The organism is Ktedonobacter robiniae (assembly GCF_016587375.1).
GTDB classification, from domain to species: Bacteria; Chloroflexota; Ktedonobacteria; order Ktedonobacterales; family Ktedonobacteraceae; genus Ktedonobacter; species Ktedonobacter robiniae.
Map to the genome: position 1 here is coordinate 2,396,535 of NZ_BNJG01000002.1, position 18,625 is coordinate 2,415,159.

An 18,625-nucleotide genomic window follows, 5' to 3' on the forward strand; every position below is an offset into this window, starting at 1 on the left:
CCAATATGGCTTCTTGCCTCGCCCCTGCTGCACTCAACTGTCAAGGCAAATTCTCTCTATTGAATGCGGTTCCCACTCTATTTGTTGCATGCAGGCATTGGGGTTACTCAACGTCAGTTCTTGCGGGCTGAAAGCGGTTCCAAAACCAGACACCAGGAAACTTATTGCTAAAAGCAAAAAAAGAAGTAAAAAGAAGTAGACCCTCGTCAACGAGAAGCGGTATTTTTCCCATAGTTGTGTAGCCATATGCTTTTCCTCTCTTCTGTACCTGGCTTGAAATATGAAAAAAATATTCTTTTACAATGCCAATACTACACTAAAGCATTCACAAAATAGATGTGTTTTTTGATGGAAATGAGAGGCTCTGTCAGACGGGGTACACATTGATGTTAGTATCTCGGAAATGCCTTTCCTTCTTGATTTTTTCTAAAAGCAGCCCCTACCCCTGTAACCCCAAATCCAACGATCAATGCTAGAAAAAGATCGACAAGATAGGCAAAAATATAAATAACGAGTGTATCTTTTAATGAGGTGTATCGTGAGATCGAGCCGGAAAGGATCACGAGATAGGAACAGGCATCAACAAAGAGAAAACAGGCCAGAGCGATTAAACAAGCTAATGCTGAATATTTCCGCGTGAAGTAACCAGTAAAGAAGTAGACTGGAGTACAAAGAGCAGTAACGATTAGACTGATCACGATGTTTCCTTGATACAGTAAACCGAAAAGATATGAGCTGGCAAATATGCTGAAGAGCGCATTACTCACAACTGGAGTGGTAAAAATGATTGTGGTAACAATGACAATTCCTGCCAGGATAGCCCCAACTAAAAAACCATGCTTGAGCACGCTTATCGTATTTGAGTGTTGTGACGGAGTGTATCGGTGAGCTTGTGAAGTTGAGATTATTGTTGGTTCCTCCATCTGATTATCTTGATACTGCATGCTATACTCCTTTTCATGGGAAGAGTAAAAGAGAATTCGTTTCCCTGTAATGGGGCATTATAACCGTATGGATAATATATAAAAATTTGGAGTTTGGCTGTGAACTGCTTCACAGCTTCGAGTGGGCCTATAGACATACCATTAGAGCAAAGGGGTTCGTTGCCACCCGATTTTCCTTTATTGAAGCTCCACTCAACAGAAAGGATCTACCTGGATGTCTCTCATGAAAGAAGGTACCACTATTGCCTCTGTTCCTGCACTTCTCTACTTCCACGATTCGAGAGAGGCATGTGCTGAGCGAGGTACGGTATTGTTCTACCATGGCTTTGGCGGGAACAAAGAGAAGATCGAAGCCCATCCAGTCAGCCTCGCGCAGGCCGGGTTTCTGGTGATTAGCCTGGATGCCGTCGGGCATGGGCAACGACGCTACCCCCACTTCACGGAGTTGTTCAATGACGAGCGCTGGGTAAGGGAACCAGAAGCCACTGAGGCAGATTATCTTGCGATTGTGCGCCAAACGGCAGCTGAAGTGCCGCAAATCATCGACGAACTGCTCTTCTGTGGGTGTGCACAACCCGAGCGTCTGGGCATCGGGGGGATCTCGATGGGCGGCGAAATCACCTACGCGGCCGTCGTCAACGAATCCCGCTTGCGCGTGGCGACCCCTATACTTGGCTCTCCTGAGTGGGAATTACCCTGGCCCGAGAGCCCGCACCGGCATGTTGAGCGTTTTTTTCCGGTCGCTCTGTTTTCCCAAGCGGCGGCGGCGGATGAGGCGGTACCAGCCCGCTACATCCGTGCATTTCACGAGCAGCTCACGCCGCTGTACGCCTCTGCCCCGGAGCGGCTGTGCTACCTGGAATATCCCGATGTTGGCCATGGACTTTCACCACACCTGTGGGAAACGTCTCGTCAGCGCATGGTAGCCTGGGTCGAGCGGTTTCTGAAAATATAAGCGTTTCTCTGCGCGGCGCGCTTATCTCCGCAGAGAAGAGGCGAGACCACACTCTTGCTGATCCGTGTTCACCTCTCAGATAACGGACTATCTGGCCGAAGACGGTGTCCAGCTTGATAATAAAAAAAGACCGCTTGTGTGAGCGGGTGAAACGGCGGTGTCCTATTTTCCCGTGGGGCTGCCCCCAAAGTATCGTTGGAGCTGAAGAGCTTAACTACCGTGTTCGGGATGGGAACGGGTGTACCCTCTTCGCAATAACCACCGGTTCGCCTGCGCATACAAGCGGTTCCGATTGACATAGTGAATAATACCATCCTCTTGGCGATTTGTCAACACTTTTTTGCCAACTTCAGAGGGTCTCTATGAACACACAGCAAGTCAGGGAGGAAAATGGCACACTCTCCCCTTTACTGAGAAGGGATCCTGTTCTGCCATCCTTTTTTTTGTGAGGCTCCGCTCATTAATCCCCGTATGTAGGCCAGAGCTCGCTGATGAAACTCTGAAGGAACTCGGCGGATCAACCCACCGAGCTTCCTGGAGGAGAGTACGCACTCCTGTCAGACCCGAATAGCTTGTCTGCCCGTTGCCAGCAGATAGGCTTCTTCCAGGCTGGGGTCACTGACGACAGCAGCCTCGTGCGGGCGGGCGGCACTGACAATACGTAGCGTGATGCCGTTCATCTGGTTGACCATCGTGCTGACTTGATAGGTCGCCTGCAACTGCAAGGCAGTGGCTTGATCGGTGGTCACACTCCAGACCGATCCTGCGGTGTGTACCAACAACGCCGGAGGCGTTGTATCGGCCAGCACGCGCCCCTCCTGCACAATCAGTAATCGGTTGGCAACGGCCTCCACATCACTGATGATATGGGTACTCAGTAGAATGATCCGATTGCTAGTCAGGCTGGCAAGCAGCGTGCGGAATCGCACACGCTCGGCGGGATCGAGTCCCGCGGTCGGCTCATCAACAATCAAGAGTTCGGGGTCGTTGAGCAGAGCCTGCGCGATGCCGATGCGCTGCTTCATGCCGCCGGAATAGGTGGGCAACTTGCGATCGGCCTCCTGCTCCAGATTCACAATCTCCAGCACCTCATCGACGCGCCGATTGACGAGCGACTTGGGCAGCCCTTTCATCGCGCCCAGGTAGCGCAGGAACTGTCGTCCAGTGAACTCCGGGTAGATGCCAAAATCCTGTGGCAGATAGCCCAACACCCGCCGGAGCGCCTCGCCATGAGCACGGATATCCTGGCCGTTCCAGCGGATGCTCCCCTCGGTGGGCTCCAGAAGAGTCGCGATCATCCGCATCAAGCTTGTCTTGCCAGCACCATTGGGGCCAACCAGTCCCAGCAGGCCCGGTTCGCAGTGCAGCGAAAGCTCACGCAGCGCCCAATGCTGCCCATAGCGCTTGCTCAGGCGTTCAATTGTCAAATCCATCATTGTTCTCTCTTTCTTTTGAGCGCGCTCCCTCCCTGGAAGGGAGTCACGAGCATCTTAGTGAAGCACGTCGCGAGACCGCCTAAAGGCGAGGGCTGCCACCAGCACTAGCACCAGGCTGAGCCCGGCCAGCAGCAGGTGTGGCGCGAACCAGCCCGCGAGGTCGGGCATCTTGTTCTCAACGGAGAGAATGAACTGCTGCAGTTGCGCCTCGTTCGTGATCGTCGGGTTGAGGTGAATGGCATAGGAAGGAAGCAGCCCAAGCGCGGTTATCCCGCTAGTCGGGTCCCAATTGACGTACCAGGCAGGAGGGGGAGTAGTATTGCCGCCCAGCCCGAGGGGGATCACCAGCGCCCCCACGATCCATATCACCATGATCACCACCTTGACCAGTGTGGACAGGCGTGGGAGCAGGGTGCTCAGGGCAAAACCGAAGCTGCTGACCAGGATCGTCGCCGGTAAGACCATGCCGACCCAGAGAAGCAACACATTGCCAATCTCTGGCGCCGGATAGTCGGTGATAGTCAGATGCAACAGCCCGCCCATCCCCAGGATGGAAGCCAGCAACAGTAGCGCCAGTCCCAGACTCATCACCAGGCCCGCCAGGTAGCGTCCCCAGACATACGCCCAGGTCGGTAGCGCGGTCGTCATGAGCAGTTCGTGGGTGCGCCGGTGTACATCTCGCGTTACTCCATCAGCCGTGAGAAAGGGCAGAAGGAGAACCAGCATCACCAGAACTGTTGGAAGGGTACGAAGAAGTCCCCCCGCGCTGGTTCCGGCAACGAAGCCGCTGAGCGATTCACCACTCGCTCCCCCTCCGCTACTCACGCCTACACTAAATTGATCTGGCGCGTGCAAGGCCCATGTCATGAGGAGCAAGAAACCAAAGAAACCGAGAGCCTGAAACCAGAAGAGGCGGCTGGCGAGAAAGCGGCGAAATTCCCAGGCCATAACGCTCAGGAGCGGACTCGGGCGCCCAATCGCTCGGGTTTGTTGACTGGTGCCGGTCAATGCAGTGATATTCATGCTACTCTCCTTTTATATATTTGAGTTTGAAGTGCGACATTTGTTGCACGTGCCTCTTACGAGCCAGCCCTCAAAAAGGTTCGTGAACCTTATGGACGAGGGAGCAGGTGGTGCATGTCAGCGTGGAGGCGCAGTAGCGCGATGGCCAGCAGCGCGACGCCAATACAACCCGGCAGTACCGAAAGCTCAGGCGTGAGCAGGAGCGTCTGGAGATTGGTGGTGCTGCAGATAGTCAGGATGGCCAGCCAGTTCCCATAGGCCACGGCTGCTGCTGCTTGGACCGGGAGGCGCAAGGAGAGCAGCAGAGCCAACCCCACGACTAGGAGCAGGGGCATGAGCCAGGAGAGTGTTAGCGCCAGCACATGCTCAGCGCCGCCCGCCCAGAGCACAAGACCCAGCGCAAGACCCAGAGCAACATCATAGCCCAGCACAATTACCAGCCGGGCCATGACCAGCTGTAGCGGCGAGGGCGAGCAGACCAGTTCCAATTCCAGCACTCGCGCCCCTCTCCCGCGAAAAGCGACGAGGGTCCCCAGGTAGGCCAGAAGTGGTCCGCTGGCGCGCAGCACCATTTCCTGATCGGAAAGGATCTTGCTCAACACGACCACTGAACCCACCAGGGTCACGAGCGCGCTCACCAACCAGAAGCCCAGGCCGAAGAGGCTGACTTGGGCGCGGGCTGTTGCCAGTAGCAAGGAGAAGTTCGCGTGCCGACGCTGCTGATGCGCGCGGATGGCCTGGCGCACAGGTGAGAGTGTCGGCAGTTCTGTCGTCAGCCGGGCAAGCAGACGCCGGGTGTCTGCGGGTTCAGGCTGTGGTGCCTGCCACTCGGGCAGGCGATGTAAGACGGGGAGCAGATCGGCACACTCATCTGGCGAGGCACCTTGCTCGCGTAGCAAGTCTGCCAACCGCTCTGGTCGCTCAAACGGCCAGGGTGATTGGGAATGAGACATCTAATCCACTCCTTCCTGTACTGGGGCCAGCATAGCGCGTAATCGATGAATGCCCACCGAGAGCCGCGATTTAACCGTACCCAGCGGAATGTGAAGCGTCTCAGCGATTTCTTGTAAGCTGAAGCCTTGATAAAAACGCAGCACTACCACAATGCGATACTCCTCACGAAGCTGAGCAATCACTGCCCGTACCTCGCTGTCCTGCTCTGTCGCCAGAGCGCGTTCTTCTGGGCCAGGAGTGCTGTCGTACATGTGGAGCAGTGTTTTCTCCTCATCTCCCCCTCGCCAGCCCTGGCGCACTGCAGCGGACTTGAAATGATCGCGTGCCAGGTTGGTGGCAATTGTATAGAGCCAGGGCTTAAATGGGCGAGCAGGCTGGTAGGTGCCTTGTCGCAGCACACGTAGCAGGGTCTCCTGAACCAGATCTTCGGAAAGCTGTCGATCGCCTCCGACGAGACGGTAGAGGTAGCCGAGTAATGGGCCATGGTGACGCGTGACCAGCTCGGCTAATGCCACCTGATCGCCTACCTGAACCGCTGCCATCAACTGCTCATCGCTTCTTTCTTGCATAAGGCTTGGCTTTGTGGGCTCCTTTTGTAGTATGCTGTTTCCTGTTACGAGCGAGAGCCACAAAAGGTTCGCGAGTGCGAGGCACATTTCAATGGTGGGAGTTCATCGTTGATGGACCTTGTTTCTGCATTCTGGGGATGCATCACTATACGATAGAATGCCAATCAAGTAATGGATAATTGGCAGATTCAACCAAAGATACCTCCTCAGAAGTGAAGGGTGTATGGAAGTTTTGCGCCATTCGTGCCCCTCTTGACTTTCACCCTACCTGAACGTTGTATGCTCATGACAAGAATTGTTCCCCTATCTGCAAATGAGCAGGAAGAGAAGAGATGAGATGAGATGAGATGTTAAAGATTCGCGATTTTGCCAGGCTCGCGGAGGTATCGATGACCACCCTGCGCTACTACGACGAGATCGGACTCCTCAAGCCGATCCATGTCGATCCTGAGACCGGCTATCGGTTCTACACGATGGATCAGTTGCCGCATCTGCATCGCATTCTGGCGTTCAAAGAGCTTGGACTGGGACTCACACAAATCGTCGAGATTCTGGACGAAGGCATTTCTCCTGAGGCATTGCAAGGGATGCTGCGGCTCAGACAGGCACAACTCCAGCAGCATATCCAGGTTGAACAGGAGCAACTTGTGCGCATCGAAGCACGCCTACGCTCTCTTGAGCAAGGCAGTTGTCTGCCGATCTATGAAGTCGTGCTCAAAGAGGCCAAGCCGATCACAGGAGTCTCACTGCACCTGACGACGACAGATTTGGCGTATCAGGCGCACTGGATTGGCACCATCAACGCCATGCTGAAGCGCTACGAGATCAAACCCATCGACCATCTGCTCGTCCTTCATGCTGGAAGTGAGGACGAGTGCACCCCAGGTTCCGTGGAGATTGTCGTACCTGTTGACTGGAGAGACACCAATACTCTGATAACACGGAGTGAGGGACGGCTGACACGGTGCGAGTTGCCAGCTTTTCCCCGAATGGCCAGTACGCTCCATCATGGACATCCCGCGCTGGTGCTGTCGGCCTATCAAACGCTGGGAACCTGGATGGAGAACAATGCCTACAGCATCGTTGGACCACGCCGCAAGATTCGCCTCCGCCGGGAAGACAATCTTGACGACGCGCTCACCGAGATCCAGTTTCCCGTCGAGAAAGTGGCATGAACGAGAGGCGGGATGTGCAGCCGAGTAACAGGGAAGGAGAGAAGAGGAAAGACCCATTCCTTGCTTCTGTGAGAGCGCATCTCCACTCAATCTCAATCCCACCAATGCGCGCAATGCAAGGAAAAGATTAGCGGTCCAAATGTTCATTTGAGGAAGAGAAGAACGCTGAAATGTGTTGATAGTTTGTCTTGGAGAAACAAAAAAGGAGCAACTGAGATGGGAAAGCTTGATGGAAAGGTCGCGATTGTGACCGGAGCTGGGCGAGGGATAGGGCGCGCGATTGCAGAGGCGTACTTGAAAGAAGGAGCATCAGTGACCGTAACGGCTGCGCGTGAACAGGCCGAACTCGATCAACTCGCGAAGCAGGATGGGTCTGAACGTGTGTTGGCACTGCTCGCCGATGTGACGAATCCAGAGGCATGTGAACAGGTAGTGGACCAGACCATCCAACGGTTTGGGCACGTCGATATCCTGGTCAATAACGCCGGTCGAGGCATGAAGTATGTCAATGCTTCTTTTCTGACGGAGCCCACTCACTTTTGGGACGTGGCGCCTTCGACATGGCGCATGATCATAGAGACCAATGTCAACGGGCCATTCTACATGGCCCGCGCCACTGTTCAGCGCATGTTAGCGAAGGGGAGTGGAGGAAGTATCATCGGGATCGGTATGAGCTATGAAACGATGAAGCGGCGCGGTTTTTCTCCTTATGGACCGTCGAAGGCTGCGCTTGAGGCTGCCTCGGCCATCTGGGCACAGGAGCTGATCGAGGCGCGTATTCGTGTCAATATTTTGCTGCCGGGTGGCGCAACCAATACCGGTATGGTCCCCGCTGAGACGCCAGCGGATGTACAGGCGCGTTTGCTCCAGCCAGAGATCATGAAGGCTCCAGCTGTGTTTCTCGCCTCGGACGCTTCGCAAGATCTCACCGGTCGTCGCTTGATTGCGACGGAATGGAGCGCGGCGGATCCCCAGGGAAGAGCCATTTTGGAGGGAATTGGCTAGCTCTTGCGGATCGAGAGAGCACACAACATAGCTCTGCTTGTCCCTGGTGGGATCGTCCATTTCCCCCAAAGACACCTGTGCCCAGACGATTTCTCTCACGCGGAAGCGGGTGAGTTTGAGGTCTTGATTGGCTCACCATCGTCTGTTATCCTCACTACAGGTACCTTTGTGCTCACTGTGACCACGCGCTCTAGTGGTCCAGGAGCCGGGAAAACAGAAGAGCGTTTCTTCTTGAGAAAGAGTGACGTAACAATGACAGAATGGTCCGAGCATTGTGTTCAGGTCAATGACTTGACAATTCACTATCATCGTGCAGGTGATACAGCGAAACCAGCTATTATTCTTTTGCATGGCGTTATGGACAACGGACTTTGCTGGACGCCTGTGGCACGCGACCTGCAGGCGGATTTTGCGGTCTATATGCTTGATGCACGCGGGCATGGGCGTACAGGTGGCGCACTGGAGAATTTCTCATATAGCGTGCTGGCGGAGGATGTCGCGGCCTTTATTGAGGCGCTGGACCTACAAAAGCCCTATGTATTTGGTCATTCCATGGGTGCGATGACCGCGGCTGTTTTGGCTGCTCAGGCTCCTGAACGTGTGCGGGCTATTGTGTTGGAAGATCCGCCTTTTGGGGACGAGCCTCAGGCTGAAAAGCGTGATGGTGAACCAGCGCCCAGACATCAGCAGATGTTGCAGTGGATTCTGAGTCTGAGAACGCTTTCGCTAGAAGAGCGACTGATCGTGGCCAGAAAGGACAATCCCAATTGGGATGAGGCTGAGCTTGCTCCCTGGGCAGATTCAAAGGTTGAATTCAACCCCGAGGTATTTCACCATTTGCAGGCAAATATTCCCTGGCGTGAGGCGTTGGCACGTATTGCCTGCCCGGTTCTGCTGGTCACTGGAGATCCAGAAGCAGGCGCCATTATCACGCCTAACCTTGCGCAGGAAGCCAGTCGCCTCTGGCATAACGGAGAAGTTGCGCATATACAAGGTGCTGGACATTGTATTCATCGTGATAGATATAATGAGGCGATGGCTTCAGTTCAGGCATTTTTGCGCCACGCTTGATAATCCTGCCCTCCCGCAACGCGCATGATCTATTGCTGATGCAACGCCAGCCCTTTCTCTGAGGAAAAGGCTGGCGTTGCATCAGCAATAGCGAGTTGAGAACGAGTGTATGGGAAGTATTGCTACTTTTTTGGCTGGTAGACCAGGACGGCGACACCAGAGAGATGCGTCCTGGCATCAATCAGCTTCAGTTTCGCTGTGTGTTCTATTCCTATAGTCGCCGCCTGGCCAATCCAGTATCTTCGCCCAACCTTCTTCGTAAGGAGCGACAAAAATAGCGCTAGATGCCCTCGTGAAGAATAAAGAATTCACTTGTGGCGGCCTGTTCTCCAAAATGCGCAAGTGTGGTACAGGTGCTCGCTAGCTCGTCTCGATCAATCTCTAGCGTTTCATAGTGTCCCAGGGTGTCTAGCTGGTCTTCCCTTAAAAGATGTTCTGATTCAGGAAAGGGCCATTGCCAGGTAAAAGCGCCCTGTAGCCGTAACTTTTCTGGACCGCATGAGAGAAGTTGACTCCACGCGCTCCACACGCGGTAAAATACTGAGCCACCCGTGTGATTAATGATGGTTAGACCCCACCAATTCAGACCATAGCCTGTTGGTAGCCCTGGCTTTGTGGGATTGAGTGTGGGTATCCATTGCAGGAAGTCAAAGAAATAGCGCAAAATCTCATCATGCAAACTTACAGGAGCGTCACGCTGAGATTTTAGATCCCGCCAATCTACTGTATATGCATACTGATCTTCTCTTAAAAGCCAGAACTCATGTTGTATTCCCATTATCTACCTGCTCTTTTCATGATACAATAATATCTTATCAGCCCGCTTCTTCATCAAGCGGTTCTCTATCTACGTGTGGACGGCGTGACAAATGCGTCCAGGGGAGGTGCCTATGAAAACCACAGAAATGTCCCTCATTTTGATGCGAAAGCCTCCTGTCACGCTGTGCATTTTTTAGTCCATGCAAGCATGGATACTATGGATTGTATATATACCTCATTGATGGAGCGTGATGGCGAGAGCTTTCGATCCTGTTGAAGATACTCTACAACAAGATGGAGAGAGCTATCATGTCTCATATATTGGATACGCTGGCGGATAAGCCAGCTTTTAGCGTTCCTTTCCCCGTAACGCATTCTATTCTCGCGCCGGAGGCTCTGCTTGCCGAGGTGCTGCCCCTGTATGACCTGGATGAGCAGGTTAGTTGCCTCTTCCTGACGCGTGGTGTCAATGATACCTATCTGGTACAGTCAGGCACGACGAAGTATATCTTGCGTGTCTATCGCGCGGGCTGGCGCTCGCTCTCGGATGTGCTGTATGAGATTGATGTTGTGCGCTATCTCGATCAGAAAGGGATTGCTGTCTCCATGCCTGTGTCTCAGAGGGATGGCGGTTTTGTCAGTACGCTTCAAGCTCCCGAGGGGCCACGCCAGGCTGTGTTATTCACCTATGCGCCCGGCGTGGAGCTGGATCGGCATGATGCCAGAGACAGCTACCTGCATGGTCGCGTGATAGGAGCTATGCATAACGCTGCCAGTGGGTTTACAAGCGTCCGACAGCGCACTCCTCTCGATCTCTCGCTCCTCGCTGATCAATCACTTCAGACGATTCAGCCGCTCTATACTGGCTCTGCCACTGATTGGGCATACCTGGAGGAACTGGTAGAGCGCCTGCGTGCGCGAATCCGGCAACTCGCGGGACAGGGCTTAGATTGGGGCGCCTGTCACGGGGATAGCCATATGCTGAACGAGCATATGGACGAAGATGGCACGATTACCCTCTTCGATTTCGATTGTTGCGCGCCGGGCTGGCGGGCCTATGACCTGGCCGTGGTACGCTGGTGCGAGGGCTTTTATAACTGGGACCCCGGCGATACGCTCTGGCAGTCCTTCCTCAAGGGCTATACCGAGGTCCGTCCACTAGCCGAAGTGGACCTGGCGAGCATTCCCGCGTTTGTCGCGCTTCGCGAGGTCTGGCATACCGCGCTTGTGGCCTCGCTCCAGCCCTCTTCTGGGGCCAGGGGCTTTGAGCGCATGATGCAGAGAACCATGCGCCTCCTGCGCGAGTGGGAGGTGAAGCTGTAGCCCTTTTGGACAGTTGTTTCCTTCCCCTCCGTACAGTGTGGGTCGCTTGTGCTTCTGGTATGCTATATGCACCGCAAGTGGTTAGCATCTAACACTTACTTCTCACATTGTATTGGAGGACTGGTCAGTATGCAGTTTACACATTTGGTGCTTGCAACACATAAGCTCAGGGAATTGCGTTCCTTTTATATAGATACCTTTCGTCTACCCGTGGTAGAGGAGGATGAGGAGAGTTTTACCTTTGACGCAGGGGCGACACGCGTGACGTTTCGCGCGACGGAGCAGGTGGATAGCGTTTATCATTTCGCCTTTACCATTCCGCGCAATAAGTTTGAGGCTGCGTATGCCTGGATCAGTGCCTTGACAGAGCCACTAATGCAGAATGGTCAGGATCGCTTTCTCTTTGGGTCCTGGAATAACTCTTCGGTCTACTTTTATGATCCTGCCGGCAATAACGTCGAGTTTATTGCGTTACATGATCTGGAGAATGATGCGCCGGGAGCGTTTGAGCCGGCGCGAGACCTGCTACGTGTTAGCGAGATTGGCCTGCCGGTCCATTCTGTGCCAGCCGAGGTTGAGGTGTTGAAGCGCGACTTTGCGCAATTAGCTTTTCGTGAGAGCGAGGGTCCACAATTTGCCGCCGTAGGCGACCTGGATGGGCGCTTGATCGTGGTGGAGATTGGCCGCGCCTGGTATCCAACGGAGGTGGGAGCGGTCGTGGCGCCAGTCACGGTGCGGATGCGTGGGCCACGCCAGGCTCAGCAGCAGATAGAGGGCCTGCCCTACATGCTGGAGCAGGTCTCAGAGTAAGCGTACTGTATTGGGACGAAAGGATTGCCGGGATGCAAGAAGTGTTACAGATGTATGTAAGCGAGAATTTTTGTTATCTCACGACGACGGGGCGTAAGAGCGGCAAGGCGCATACCATCGAGATCTGGTTTGCCCTGGAGGGTTCAACGCTCTACATGCTCTCGGGAGGTCGCGACAAGGCGGACTGGGTCAAGAACATTCAGCACCAGCCTGAGGTGGAGGTACGCATCAAGGCCACACGTATGCAAGGGCGAGGGCGGGTAGTGGCTGAGGGCAGCGAAGAGGATGCGCGAGCGCGCCAGTTTGTCTTCTCCAAGTATGCCCCCCGCTCCAACGAGGATCTGCGCGACTGGTCGCGCCGCTCCCTGACCGTGGCGGTGGATATAGTGTAAAGGGAACAACTTCTCTCCACCACATACTCTTACCCTATGCGAGGTCCCAGAGGGTGGGGGCGTGGTGAGCCGGGGTGCCGCGCTTTTCGAGCTGGGAGACGGTGACGCCGAGGAGGCGTACATGACCCTGGGGGCCAACTTGATCAAGGAGGTCTTGAATATGGTGGAGCATGACCTCTTTCGCTTGAAAGGCTTGAGGAAGCGTGGCACGGCGTGTCATGAGCTGAAAATCGCTCCAGCGGAGTTTGAGGACCACGGTTCTGGCCTGGAGATCGAGCTCAACCAGGCGGCGCTCGACCTTCTCAGCGAGGTCTGTGAGGATGCGTATGACTTCTTCATGCTCTGACAGGGCGAGATCCTCCGCCAGGGTGGTTTCTTTGCCAACCGATTTGCGCACGCGAATGGGTTCGACTGAGCGCTCGTCCTCTCCACGCACATAGCGGTAGAACATGCTGCCGCGCTCCTGGAAGAGCTCGCGCAGGCGTTCCTCGCTTAAGCTCTTGAGGTCGGCCCCGGTATGGATGCCATGTTCCTGGAAGCGCGAGGCGGTGACGCGTCCTACACCGAAGAACTTCTGGATGGGGAGGCTTTCAAGGAAGCGTGAAGCCTGCTGGGGCGTGATGACCGTCAGGCCATCGGGCTTCTTATAGTCTGAAGCTAATTTGGCGATAAACTTGTTATAGGAGACGCCAGCAGAGGCCGTGAGCTGGGTGCGCTCGTAGATGCGCTGCTTGATCTCGCGTGCGACATGGGTGGCGGAGGGGATGTCGAATTTGTTGTGGGTCACGTCCAGGAAGGCTTCGTCGAGCGAGAGAGGCTCGACCAGCTCCGTGTAGTCGTGGAAGATCTGCATGATTTGCGTGGAGACGGCACGGTAGACCTCGAAGCGTGGCGGGACAAAGATGGCGTGTGGACAGCGCTTGAAGGCCGTACGCGAGGGCATGGCGGAGTGAATGCCAAAGCGGCGCGCCTCGTATGAGCAAGTCGCGACCACGCCACGGCGATTGGGGTCGCCGCCGACGATGACCGGTTTGCCGCGTAGTTCCGGGCGATCGCGCTGCTCAATGGAGGCGTAAAAGGCGTCCATGTCAATGTGAATGATCTTGCGAATTGAGTCTGACATTGCTGGTTATTGCATGCACCAGGCCTGGATAAGGCGTTCAAGGCGCTCCTGGCCTGAGTGGAAGTGCTCAACTGGCAGGCTCTCGTTGGGCTGGTGGGCCTGCTCGATTAGCCCAGGGCCACAGATATAAGAATTGATGCCGATGGCCTGGAAGGGACCACCATCGGTGGCGTAGGGTGCGCCCTGCTCGCTGCGTCGTCCCATCACGCGAGCCAGGACCTCGATAAAGGGATCATTAACGGGCGAGTTCAGTGGAGGAGTCGAGATGGCATCGCTGACAGAGACTCCACACTCGGGCGCGGCCTTGCGCATCTCCTGTGAGATCTCACGCTCGATACGCTCGCGCAGGGTCGCGATGATCTGCTCAACGTTATCGCCGGGCGCGACACGCATGCTGGTCGTCAGCTCGCAGGTCTCGGCGATCATATTCGCGGCGAGGCCACCCTGGATAACGCCGTTATTGAAGGCCGTCGAGGGATTCTCGGGGAAGAGGCGCTGGTTTTCGGATGTGACCTGTTGCTTTAGCTCAAGCCCGGTCTCCTTGATGATCTGAATAACATCGCTCATGCGGTTAATGGCGTTCAGGCCACGGTCGGCGGCACTGCTGTGGCCTCCCTGGCCGCGCACGGAGATCTTGAAGGTCGCGTAACCCTTGTGGGCGGGGAAGATCTCAAAGTTCGTCGGCTCGCCGATGAGGGCAGTCCTGGGTAGGGGAAAGCCCTGGAGTATACCTGGTAGCTGCTTGACGAGGCGCTGCGAGCCCTGGCCCGCGACCTCCTCATCATAAGTCAGGATAAACATCAGGGGACGGCGCAGCTTGCTGAGGTCCTGTTGCTTCGCGGCCAGGATGGCCTGGGCCAGAAAGACCTTCATGTCTGTAACGCCACGGCCATACAGTTGCTCGCCATCCGTAATCAGCTCCAGCGGGTCCGACTTCCAGCCGGGCTGGCCCTCGAAGGGAACGACATCGATATGGCCCGAGATAATCAGGCCGCCCTCGACCGCGGGACCAGCCCAGGCAATCACCGAGGCCTTGGTCACGTCCTCAATTTTGTCGCGAGCCACCTTCACCGTCAGGCCGCTCTCCTCAAGATAGCTGGCAAGATACTCGGCGGCCTCTAGATTGCTGAGCGCGCTAACGGTATTAAAGCCGATCAGGCGGCGCGAAAGCTCCCATAGCTCTCCCTGTTGCAGCGATGTCATAGTAGTATCGTCTCTCCTCTGCATATTTGTCGCGTAATGCTACTTTATCATAACACGTCAGGAATGATATGAGGGATGGGATAGCGACTTTATTTATAGTGCGATAAATACAATTTACTTGATGTGTCGTGAATAAGTTTCTATCAAAATGCTCTCTTTCACGCTACTTTTTAAACTCTTACATTAGTGCATGTATGTCGCTAAAAAGTGGTACCATCAGGCTACATTCTAAGCGGCCGGGCCAGAAACTATTTTGAGATAGGTATAATAGCCTTAAGTTTAAGAATGCCTATATTCTGGGGCGCTCTCGTGCTCTCCAATCTTTAAAGAATGAAAAGCTTGCCATTCATTCTTTAAAGATTGGAGAGCACGAGGAATTATAGCTGATCGCCAGGGGAAAAGCATTCGCTCGAAGCATTGTATGATGAGGGTTTACAGATGAACGAACAATTTCGTGGATATCGACTCGTCACCCAACTCGCGAAGAAAACGAAGAGTAGTCTCTATCTAGCCCGACCGATAACGGCACCTACAGAGAAAGTAACCATTAAGATCTTCGATTCTCTGGATTCAGGGATAGATCAAGAGTTTTTTTATAACGAAGTAGATCAATTGATACAGCTGCGCCATCCCTTTCTTAATTCTCTTCTCGATGGAGGTATTGAGCAAGGCCGCCCGTATCTCATCAGTCGTTATGCGCCTAATGGCTCGTTACGTCAGCGCCTCAAGAGTGTTAGACCTCTCACATTGGAGAACTCTTTCCTGATCCTCATGCAGATAGGACAGGCGCTAGCGCATACACATGGGTGGAACGTTGTTCACGCACACCTCAAACCAGAAAATGTGCTTTTTAATGCCCAGGATGAGGCCATGCTAGCGGACTTTATCCCGCCAAGCCTGTTTAAAAGTTATTTTCCCCACTCCCACCTTGAGCAGGAGGATAGCCAGTATCAGGCGCCTGAACAAAAAAAAGGCACCTTTTGTAGAGAGAGTGATCAATATGCCCTGGGATTTATGGCGTATGAACTGCTGACTGGTGAACCTCCGCATGCGGCAACCACCTTCACCGAAGGGCAGTTTACCCAGATTTATCCTGTCCTACCATCGCACATTGTTCCTGCATTGCCCCGTTATTTCGATGATGCATTACCTAAAGCCCTGGCAAATGATCCTTTGGAGCGTCACGAGAACGTTGCCGCCTTTATCGAGGCTCTTACTGCAGGTCATGTGAATGTAACAATGAACCCATCTCTAGAGATGCTCCTACCACTTTTAACTGGAGAAAAGGGGGCATCCCCACCCGCTTCCCTGCTGACAAGCAAGAACAAGAAGAGCAGCCCTCTTTCACCCAGAGAGAGTATCGCTGTCGCTACGCCGCCCAGGCCAAAGGGCGGCAATGTTCGGCCGGAGGCTCAGGAGCGTGGAACAGACAAACCAGCGCCCCTTATACTCTCTCAGACAAGCAACGCACCCATAATGGGAGCTCCAGAGAGCGCCTTCCAGATTACCCAGAAAGAGCCTTCCCGGGTTCAGACAAAAACGCCGACTCAGCGTAGCAGAAAGGCTGTTCTCATAGGGAGCTTTCTGGCTCTCGCCTGCGTGCTGCTTCTTAGCATCGGCCTGCTGCCTCAATTCTTGTCATTAGGCAAACAGGAACAGAGACCTACTTTCAACGCGACCGCGCCGTCTATGGCTGCGACAAAGACACAAACGCAAGTACCGGTGGCGCAATCAACGATTACACCTTTGCCAACCGCCACGCAGAAAGCGCGAGTGACTCCATCCCCAACGGCCAACGTATTGCCTACGGCAACGGCAACTTCGTCAGGTCCCAGACCAACCCCCACCTCAGGTCCCAAACCAACTCCCACTCCTATATGTCGATGCCTGCTCCTATGTAAGTGCTAAAGTGATGAAGAAATTTAAAGATTATGATGAATCCTAAAACAGAATACATTATCCGCTTCTTTTTTGAATGGAGAGAGTCGTGCTTCTGGAGTGGTAATGATGCCGCCCGAGAACGCTTTGACTCTCCTATTGAGCCGGAGGAATTACCGTTGTCGGAGAGCACGATCAAGCGAGCCAATGAATTGATAGAATGGCATGACAAGGCGTTGAACTGGGAGTATCCTCCTGATCCTGGTCCCTGGCGCCAGGAAGAGTGTGATCGGTTTAATCAGGCGGCAAAAGAGCTTCTCAGCGCTGTGCGGCAGGAGTTGGGAGAGCGTTTTGAAGTAGTTGATGAGTCTTGGGAGGAGCAGGAAGACCCAGACCTCGAAGCCTATTTGCGAGACCCAAAGGGTTTTAAGAGAAAAGCATAGATCAGAGCTGAACCTTACTTCTGGGTGAGCGTTTCATAGATAAGTGGTGAGTGGTCGAAAGGGGATGGTGGGTGCTGAAATTGGAGGCTATTCGCTCAGGAAACAAGAGGAGGCTAAGCGTGATCTGTTACCAGTGTATTTGTGAAGATTCGACGGCTACACATATGGCCTGCGCGGTCTGCTCGCGTTGTGGGGGTGGGGCCTGTGAGCGGCATGTGGTTGAGAGTGGACGCACGCATAGCGGGTTGAGTGGGGCGGCGCAGACTTGGTTGATCTGTACGCGCTGTTACTATGGCGATACCTCGGTGGCAGCTCAAGCCGAGAAAGCTGTTTATATGCGGGCAGAAGAGGGCGCGGTACAGAAGTTTTTTGCCCGCCTGCCCTGGAAGCGACAGTGCCAGGAGCCGGCGCAGGAGCCAGTATTGCCCAGCGCCAACGAGGCCGTTGAGACGGTCGAGGCCTTCTTGCGTATGATCAAAGTTGAGGTGCAAGACATATTGGTGGAGGAGACAGAAGATACTTCACGCGAGCTAGGCGGCTCTGAGAGCTAAGGTGGGCAAGCACAATAGCATAGAATAAAGCGAGATGATTGAGGAAGCGATCTTCCTCAATCATCTCGCTTTTGTTTGCCTGTTTGAATGTAGGAGAAGCGCTATAGTCCACTTTGGGGTGGGGCAGTATGCTACCTCTAGTCAGCGGGTTGTTATCTCAATAATTGCGAGCAAAAAGAATTTGGGAGGCGGATATGCAGTTTATGCAACAATACAAGCAGTGTTTACAGGCCTGTGTGGGCGCGACTAGAGATCTTAGTAGCAATCTGGCGGTTGCAAGCACGCTCTGTTTCTATGAGGGTTCGGAGATGCTCAATGCGGGTATTCCCTTAGCTATTGGTTCAGTAGCCAGCGCTGTGCTCAGTACCGAATATATTCATCTCTCCGGTGATGTCCAGCCTGGAGATATGTACGATGTTGCCTATACTGAGCCTCCTACGCACGCAAGGGGACAGGTTGAGACTGCTTTTGAAGAGGTTTTTCGCGCGTTGGCACTCTGCCTCCTCCAACTTGAGGTCGTTTTACGTAATCTCCATTACTCCTACACGCGCCTGCATGCGACCGAGCAGCTACTAATGGCGCAGGCTAGCAATCCCAAGGGTGGCGAGTATCAGGATGCGCAAATGTTCTCGACCCTGCATCTACAGGCCCTCTGGCGCAACCTTGAGTTGAGCGAGCACCTGCATGCGCTGCTTCTTTCAAGCGCGCCTCGCGTGAATATGTATTGGTATCGTGCGAAACAGCGGCTCCCCAACCAGCAGCACTTTACCTACCAGGAAATTGAGCAAGTCCTGACCTCCGCGTGGCAGAATCAAAGGCAGAGCATTGCGACCTACCAGCTTCCCGCCTTTGATATTTATGGACCTGAACTCGCCCTTCAACTGCTCTCGCAGCAGGGTGAGTTCTCTTTTCCAGCGCCCCTGCTTCAGCGTCAATACCACGAAAGCGTATACTACCTCAACCAGACCTTACGTTCCTGCCAGGATCATTTCTATGATGATTTCAAGTAGA

At 54.1% G+C, this 18,625-nt stretch carries 20 protein-coding genes and 1 rRNA gene; 11 read left to right on the forward strand and 10 right to left on the reverse strand.

The window, feature by feature from the left end; translation table 11 throughout:
• Positions 1–33: 33 nt before the first annotated feature.
• Together JMJ04_RS31150 and JMJ04_RS31155 are read right to left on the reverse strand one after the other, a co-directional pair.
• Positions 34–246, reverse strand: coding sequence for a hypothetical protein (locus JMJ04_RS31150; protein ID WP_201374238.1), 213 nt, complete (start codon positions 244–246; stop codon positions 34–36).
• A 143-nt stretch (positions 247–389) separates the two neighbouring features.
• Complete coding sequence (locus tag JMJ04_RS31155) at positions 390–944, reverse strand: hypothetical protein (RefSeq protein WP_201374239.1); 555 nt, start codon at positions 942–944, stop codon at positions 390–392.
• A 214-nt stretch (positions 945–1,158) separates the two neighbouring features.
• Between JMJ04_RS31155 and JMJ04_RS31160 the strand changes: the two genes are divergently transcribed.
• Positions 1,159–1,899, forward strand: coding sequence for an alpha/beta fold hydrolase (locus JMJ04_RS31160; RefSeq protein WP_201374240.1), 741 nt, complete (start codon positions 1,159–1,161; stop codon positions 1,897–1,899).
• Positions 1,900–2,048: 149 nt separating this feature from the next.
• Here the strand turns inward: JMJ04_RS31160 and rrf are convergent.
• The 5 genes from rrf to JMJ04_RS31185 all read right to left on the reverse strand — a co-directional run bounded on the left by rrf (position 2,049) and on the right by JMJ04_RS31185 (position 5,881).
• Positions 2,049–2,165: ribosomal RNA gene (rrf, locus tag JMJ04_RS31165) — 5S ribosomal RNA — on the reverse strand.
• Between the two features lie 291 nt (positions 2,166–2,456).
• Positions 2,457–3,335: an ABC transporter ATP-binding protein gene (locus JMJ04_RS31170; RefSeq protein WP_201374241.1), complete on the reverse strand. Its 879-nt coding sequence runs from the start codon at positions 3,333–3,335 to the stop codon at positions 2,457–2,459.
• A 54-nt stretch (positions 3,336–3,389) separates the two neighbouring features.
• Positions 3,390–4,358, reverse strand: a complete 969-nt coding sequence (locus tag JMJ04_RS31175) for an ABC transporter permease (RefSeq protein WP_201374242.1) — start codon at positions 4,356–4,358, stop codon at positions 3,390–3,392.
• An 89-nt stretch (positions 4,359–4,447) separates the two neighbouring features.
• Positions 4,448–5,311 carry a hypothetical protein gene (locus JMJ04_RS31180; protein WP_201374243.1) on the reverse strand — a complete coding sequence of 288 codons (864 nt, stop codon included), beginning with the start codon at positions 5,309–5,311 and terminating at the stop codon, positions 4,448–4,450.
• Positions 5,312–5,881 carry an RNA polymerase sigma factor gene (locus tag JMJ04_RS31185; protein WP_201374244.1) on the reverse strand — a complete coding sequence of 190 codons (570 nt, stop codon included), beginning with the start codon at positions 5,879–5,881 and terminating at the stop codon, positions 5,312–5,314.
• Positions 5,882–6,228: 347 nt separating this feature from the next.
• On the opposite strand from JMJ04_RS31185, the gene JMJ04_RS31190 reads away from it, so the two are divergent.
• The 3 genes from JMJ04_RS31190 to JMJ04_RS31200 all read left to right on the forward strand — a co-directional run bounded on the left by JMJ04_RS31190 (position 6,229) and on the right by JMJ04_RS31200 (position 9,132).
• Entirely contained in the window at positions 6,229–7,056 is an 828-nt protein-coding gene (locus JMJ04_RS31190) for a MerR family transcriptional regulator (RefSeq protein ID WP_201374245.1), read from the forward strand.
• 216 nt (positions 7,057–7,272) lie between these two features.
• The gene (locus JMJ04_RS31195; RefSeq protein WP_201374246.1) at positions 7,273–8,061 is read left to right on the forward strand and encodes an SDR family NAD(P)-dependent oxidoreductase; all 789 of its coding nucleotides are present in this window, start codon (positions 7,273–7,275) and stop codon (positions 8,059–8,061) included.
• Positions 8,062–8,064: 3 nt separating this feature from the next.
• Positions 8,065–9,132 (forward strand): alpha/beta fold hydrolase, encoded by a 1,068-nt coding sequence (locus JMJ04_RS31200; protein WP_201374247.1) that lies wholly within the window; start codon positions 8,065–8,067, stop codon positions 9,130–9,132.
• Between the two features lie 280 nt (positions 9,133–9,412).
• On the opposite strand, the gene JMJ04_RS31205 is transcribed toward JMJ04_RS31200, so the two are convergent.
• Positions 9,413–9,910 carry a hypothetical protein gene (locus JMJ04_RS31205; protein ID WP_201374248.1) on the reverse strand — a complete coding sequence of 166 codons (498 nt, stop codon included), beginning with the start codon at positions 9,908–9,910 and terminating at the stop codon, positions 9,413–9,415.
• A gap of 290 nt (positions 9,911–10,200) precedes the next feature.
• Between JMJ04_RS31205 and JMJ04_RS31210 the strand changes: the two genes are divergently transcribed.
• The 3 genes from JMJ04_RS31210 to JMJ04_RS31220 all read left to right on the forward strand — a co-directional run bounded on the left by JMJ04_RS31210 (position 10,201) and on the right by JMJ04_RS31220 (position 12,416).
• Positions 10,201–11,214, forward strand: a complete 1,014-nt coding sequence (locus JMJ04_RS31210; protein ID WP_201374249.1) for a phosphotransferase enzyme family protein — start codon at positions 10,201–10,203, stop codon at positions 11,212–11,214.
• A 129-nt stretch (positions 11,215–11,343) separates the two neighbouring features.
• On the forward strand, positions 11,344–12,024 hold the full coding sequence (locus tag JMJ04_RS31215; protein WP_201374250.1) for a VOC family protein: 681 nt from the start codon (positions 11,344–11,346) through the stop codon (positions 12,022–12,024).
• A 32-nt stretch (positions 12,025–12,056) separates the two neighbouring features.
• Positions 12,057–12,416 carry a nitroreductase family deazaflavin-dependent oxidoreductase gene (locus JMJ04_RS31220; RefSeq protein ID WP_201374251.1) on the forward strand — a complete coding sequence of 120 codons (360 nt, stop codon included), beginning with the start codon at positions 12,057–12,059 and terminating at the stop codon, positions 12,414–12,416.
• A 34-nt stretch (positions 12,417–12,450) separates the two neighbouring features.
• On the opposite strand, the gene dinB is transcribed toward JMJ04_RS31220, so the two are convergent.
• Positions 12,451–13,539: a DNA polymerase IV gene (dinB, locus tag JMJ04_RS31225; RefSeq protein ID WP_201374252.1), complete on the reverse strand. Its 1,089-nt coding sequence runs from the start codon at positions 13,537–13,539 to the stop codon at positions 12,451–12,453.
• Between the two features lie 6 nt (positions 13,540–13,545).
• The gene (gene argE, locus JMJ04_RS31230; RefSeq protein WP_201374253.1) at positions 13,546–14,742 is read right to left on the reverse strand and encodes an acetylornithine deacetylase; all 1,197 of its coding nucleotides are present in this window, start codon (positions 14,740–14,742) and stop codon (positions 13,546–13,548) included.
• A 438-nt stretch (positions 14,743–15,180) separates the two neighbouring features.
• On the opposite strand from argE, the gene JMJ04_RS31235 reads away from it, so the two are divergent.
• From JMJ04_RS31235 to JMJ04_RS31250, 4 genes are all read left to right on the forward strand, one after another.
• A complete protein-coding gene (locus JMJ04_RS31235) occupies positions 15,181–16,650 on the forward strand; it encodes a serine/threonine protein kinase (RefSeq protein WP_201374254.1) in 1,470 nt (489 codons plus the stop codon).
• Between the two features lie 23 nt (positions 16,651–16,673).
• Positions 16,674–17,063 carry a hypothetical protein gene (locus tag JMJ04_RS31240; RefSeq protein ID WP_201374255.1) on the forward strand — a complete coding sequence of 130 codons (390 nt, stop codon included), beginning with the start codon at positions 16,674–16,676 and terminating at the stop codon, positions 17,061–17,063.
• A gap of 119 nt (positions 17,064–17,182) precedes the next feature.
• The gene (locus tag JMJ04_RS31245) at positions 17,183–17,614 is read left to right on the forward strand and encodes a hypothetical protein (RefSeq protein ID WP_201374256.1); all 432 of its coding nucleotides are present in this window, start codon (positions 17,183–17,185) and stop codon (positions 17,612–17,614) included.
• Positions 17,615–17,808: 194 nt separating this feature from the next.
• Positions 17,809–18,624 carry a hypothetical protein gene (locus JMJ04_RS31250; RefSeq protein WP_201374257.1) on the forward strand — a complete coding sequence of 272 codons (816 nt, stop codon included), beginning with the start codon at positions 17,809–17,811 and terminating at the stop codon, positions 18,622–18,624.
• The last annotated feature ends 1 nt before the right edge of the window (position 18,625 follow it).

What these genes read in the sequence shown, in the direction of transcription:
- JMJ04_RS31240 (WP_201374255.1), top strand. Translation starts at nt 16,674, where the DNA reads ATGATGAATCCTAAAACAGAATACATTATCCGCTTCTTTTTTGAATGG.
- JMJ04_RS31175 (WP_201374242.1), bottom strand. Translation starts at nt 4,358, where the DNA reads ATGAATATCACTGCATTGACCGGCACCAGTCAACAAACCCGAGCGATT.
- JMJ04_RS31185 (WP_201374244.1), bottom strand. Translation starts at nt 5,881, where the DNA reads ATGCAAGAAAGAAGCGATGAGCAGTTGATGGCAGCGGTTCAGGTAGGC.
- JMJ04_RS31160 (WP_201374240.1), top strand. Translation starts at nt 1,159, where the DNA reads ATGTCTCTCATGAAAGAAGGTACCACTATTGCCTCTGTTCCTGCACTT.
- JMJ04_RS31250 (WP_201374257.1), top strand. Translation starts at nt 17,809, where the DNA reads ATGCAGTTTATGCAACAATACAAGCAGTGTTTACAGGCCTGTGTGGGC.
- JMJ04_RS31220 (WP_201374251.1), top strand. Translation starts at nt 12,057, where the DNA reads ATGCAAGAAGTGTTACAGATGTATGTAAGCGAGAATTTTTGTTATCTC.
- JMJ04_RS31235 (WP_201374254.1), top strand. Translation starts at nt 15,181, where the DNA reads ATGAACGAACAATTTCGTGGATATCGACTCGTCACCCAACTCGCGAAG.
- JMJ04_RS31150 (WP_201374238.1), bottom strand. Translation starts at nt 246, where the DNA reads ATGGCTACACAACTATGGGAAAAATACCGCTTCTCGTTGACGAGGGTC.
- JMJ04_RS31205 (WP_201374248.1), bottom strand. Translation starts at nt 9,910, where the DNA reads ATGGGAATACAACATGAGTTCTGGCTTTTAAGAGAAGATCAGTATGCA.
- JMJ04_RS31155 (WP_201374239.1), bottom strand. Translation starts at nt 944, where the DNA reads ATGCAGTATCAAGATAATCAGATGGAGGAACCAACAATAATCTCAACT.
- JMJ04_RS31210 (WP_201374249.1), top strand. Translation starts at nt 10,201, where the DNA reads ATGTCTCATATATTGGATACGCTGGCGGATAAGCCAGCTTTTAGCGTT.
- dinB (WP_201374252.1), bottom strand. Translation starts at nt 13,539, where the DNA reads ATGTCAGACTCAATTCGCAAGATCATTCACATTGACATGGACGCCTTT.
- JMJ04_RS31190 (WP_201374245.1), top strand. Translation starts at nt 6,229, where the DNA reads ATGTTAAAGATTCGCGATTTTGCCAGGCTCGCGGAGGTATCGATGACC.
- JMJ04_RS31170 (WP_201374241.1), bottom strand. Translation starts at nt 3,335, where the DNA reads ATGATGGATTTGACAATTGAACGCCTGAGCAAGCGCTATGGGCAGCAT.
- JMJ04_RS31215 (WP_201374250.1), top strand. Translation starts at nt 11,344, where the DNA reads ATGCAGTTTACACATTTGGTGCTTGCAACACATAAGCTCAGGGAATTG.
- JMJ04_RS31180 (WP_201374243.1), bottom strand. Translation starts at nt 5,311, where the DNA reads ATGTCTCATTCCCAATCACCCTGGCCGTTTGAGCGACCAGAGCGGTTG.
- argE (WP_201374253.1), bottom strand. Translation starts at nt 14,742, where the DNA reads ATGACATCGCTGCAACAGGGAGAGCTATGGGAGCTTTCGCGCCGCCTG.
- JMJ04_RS31195 (WP_201374246.1), top strand. Translation starts at nt 7,273, where the DNA reads ATGGGAAAGCTTGATGGAAAGGTCGCGATTGTGACCGGAGCTGGGCGA.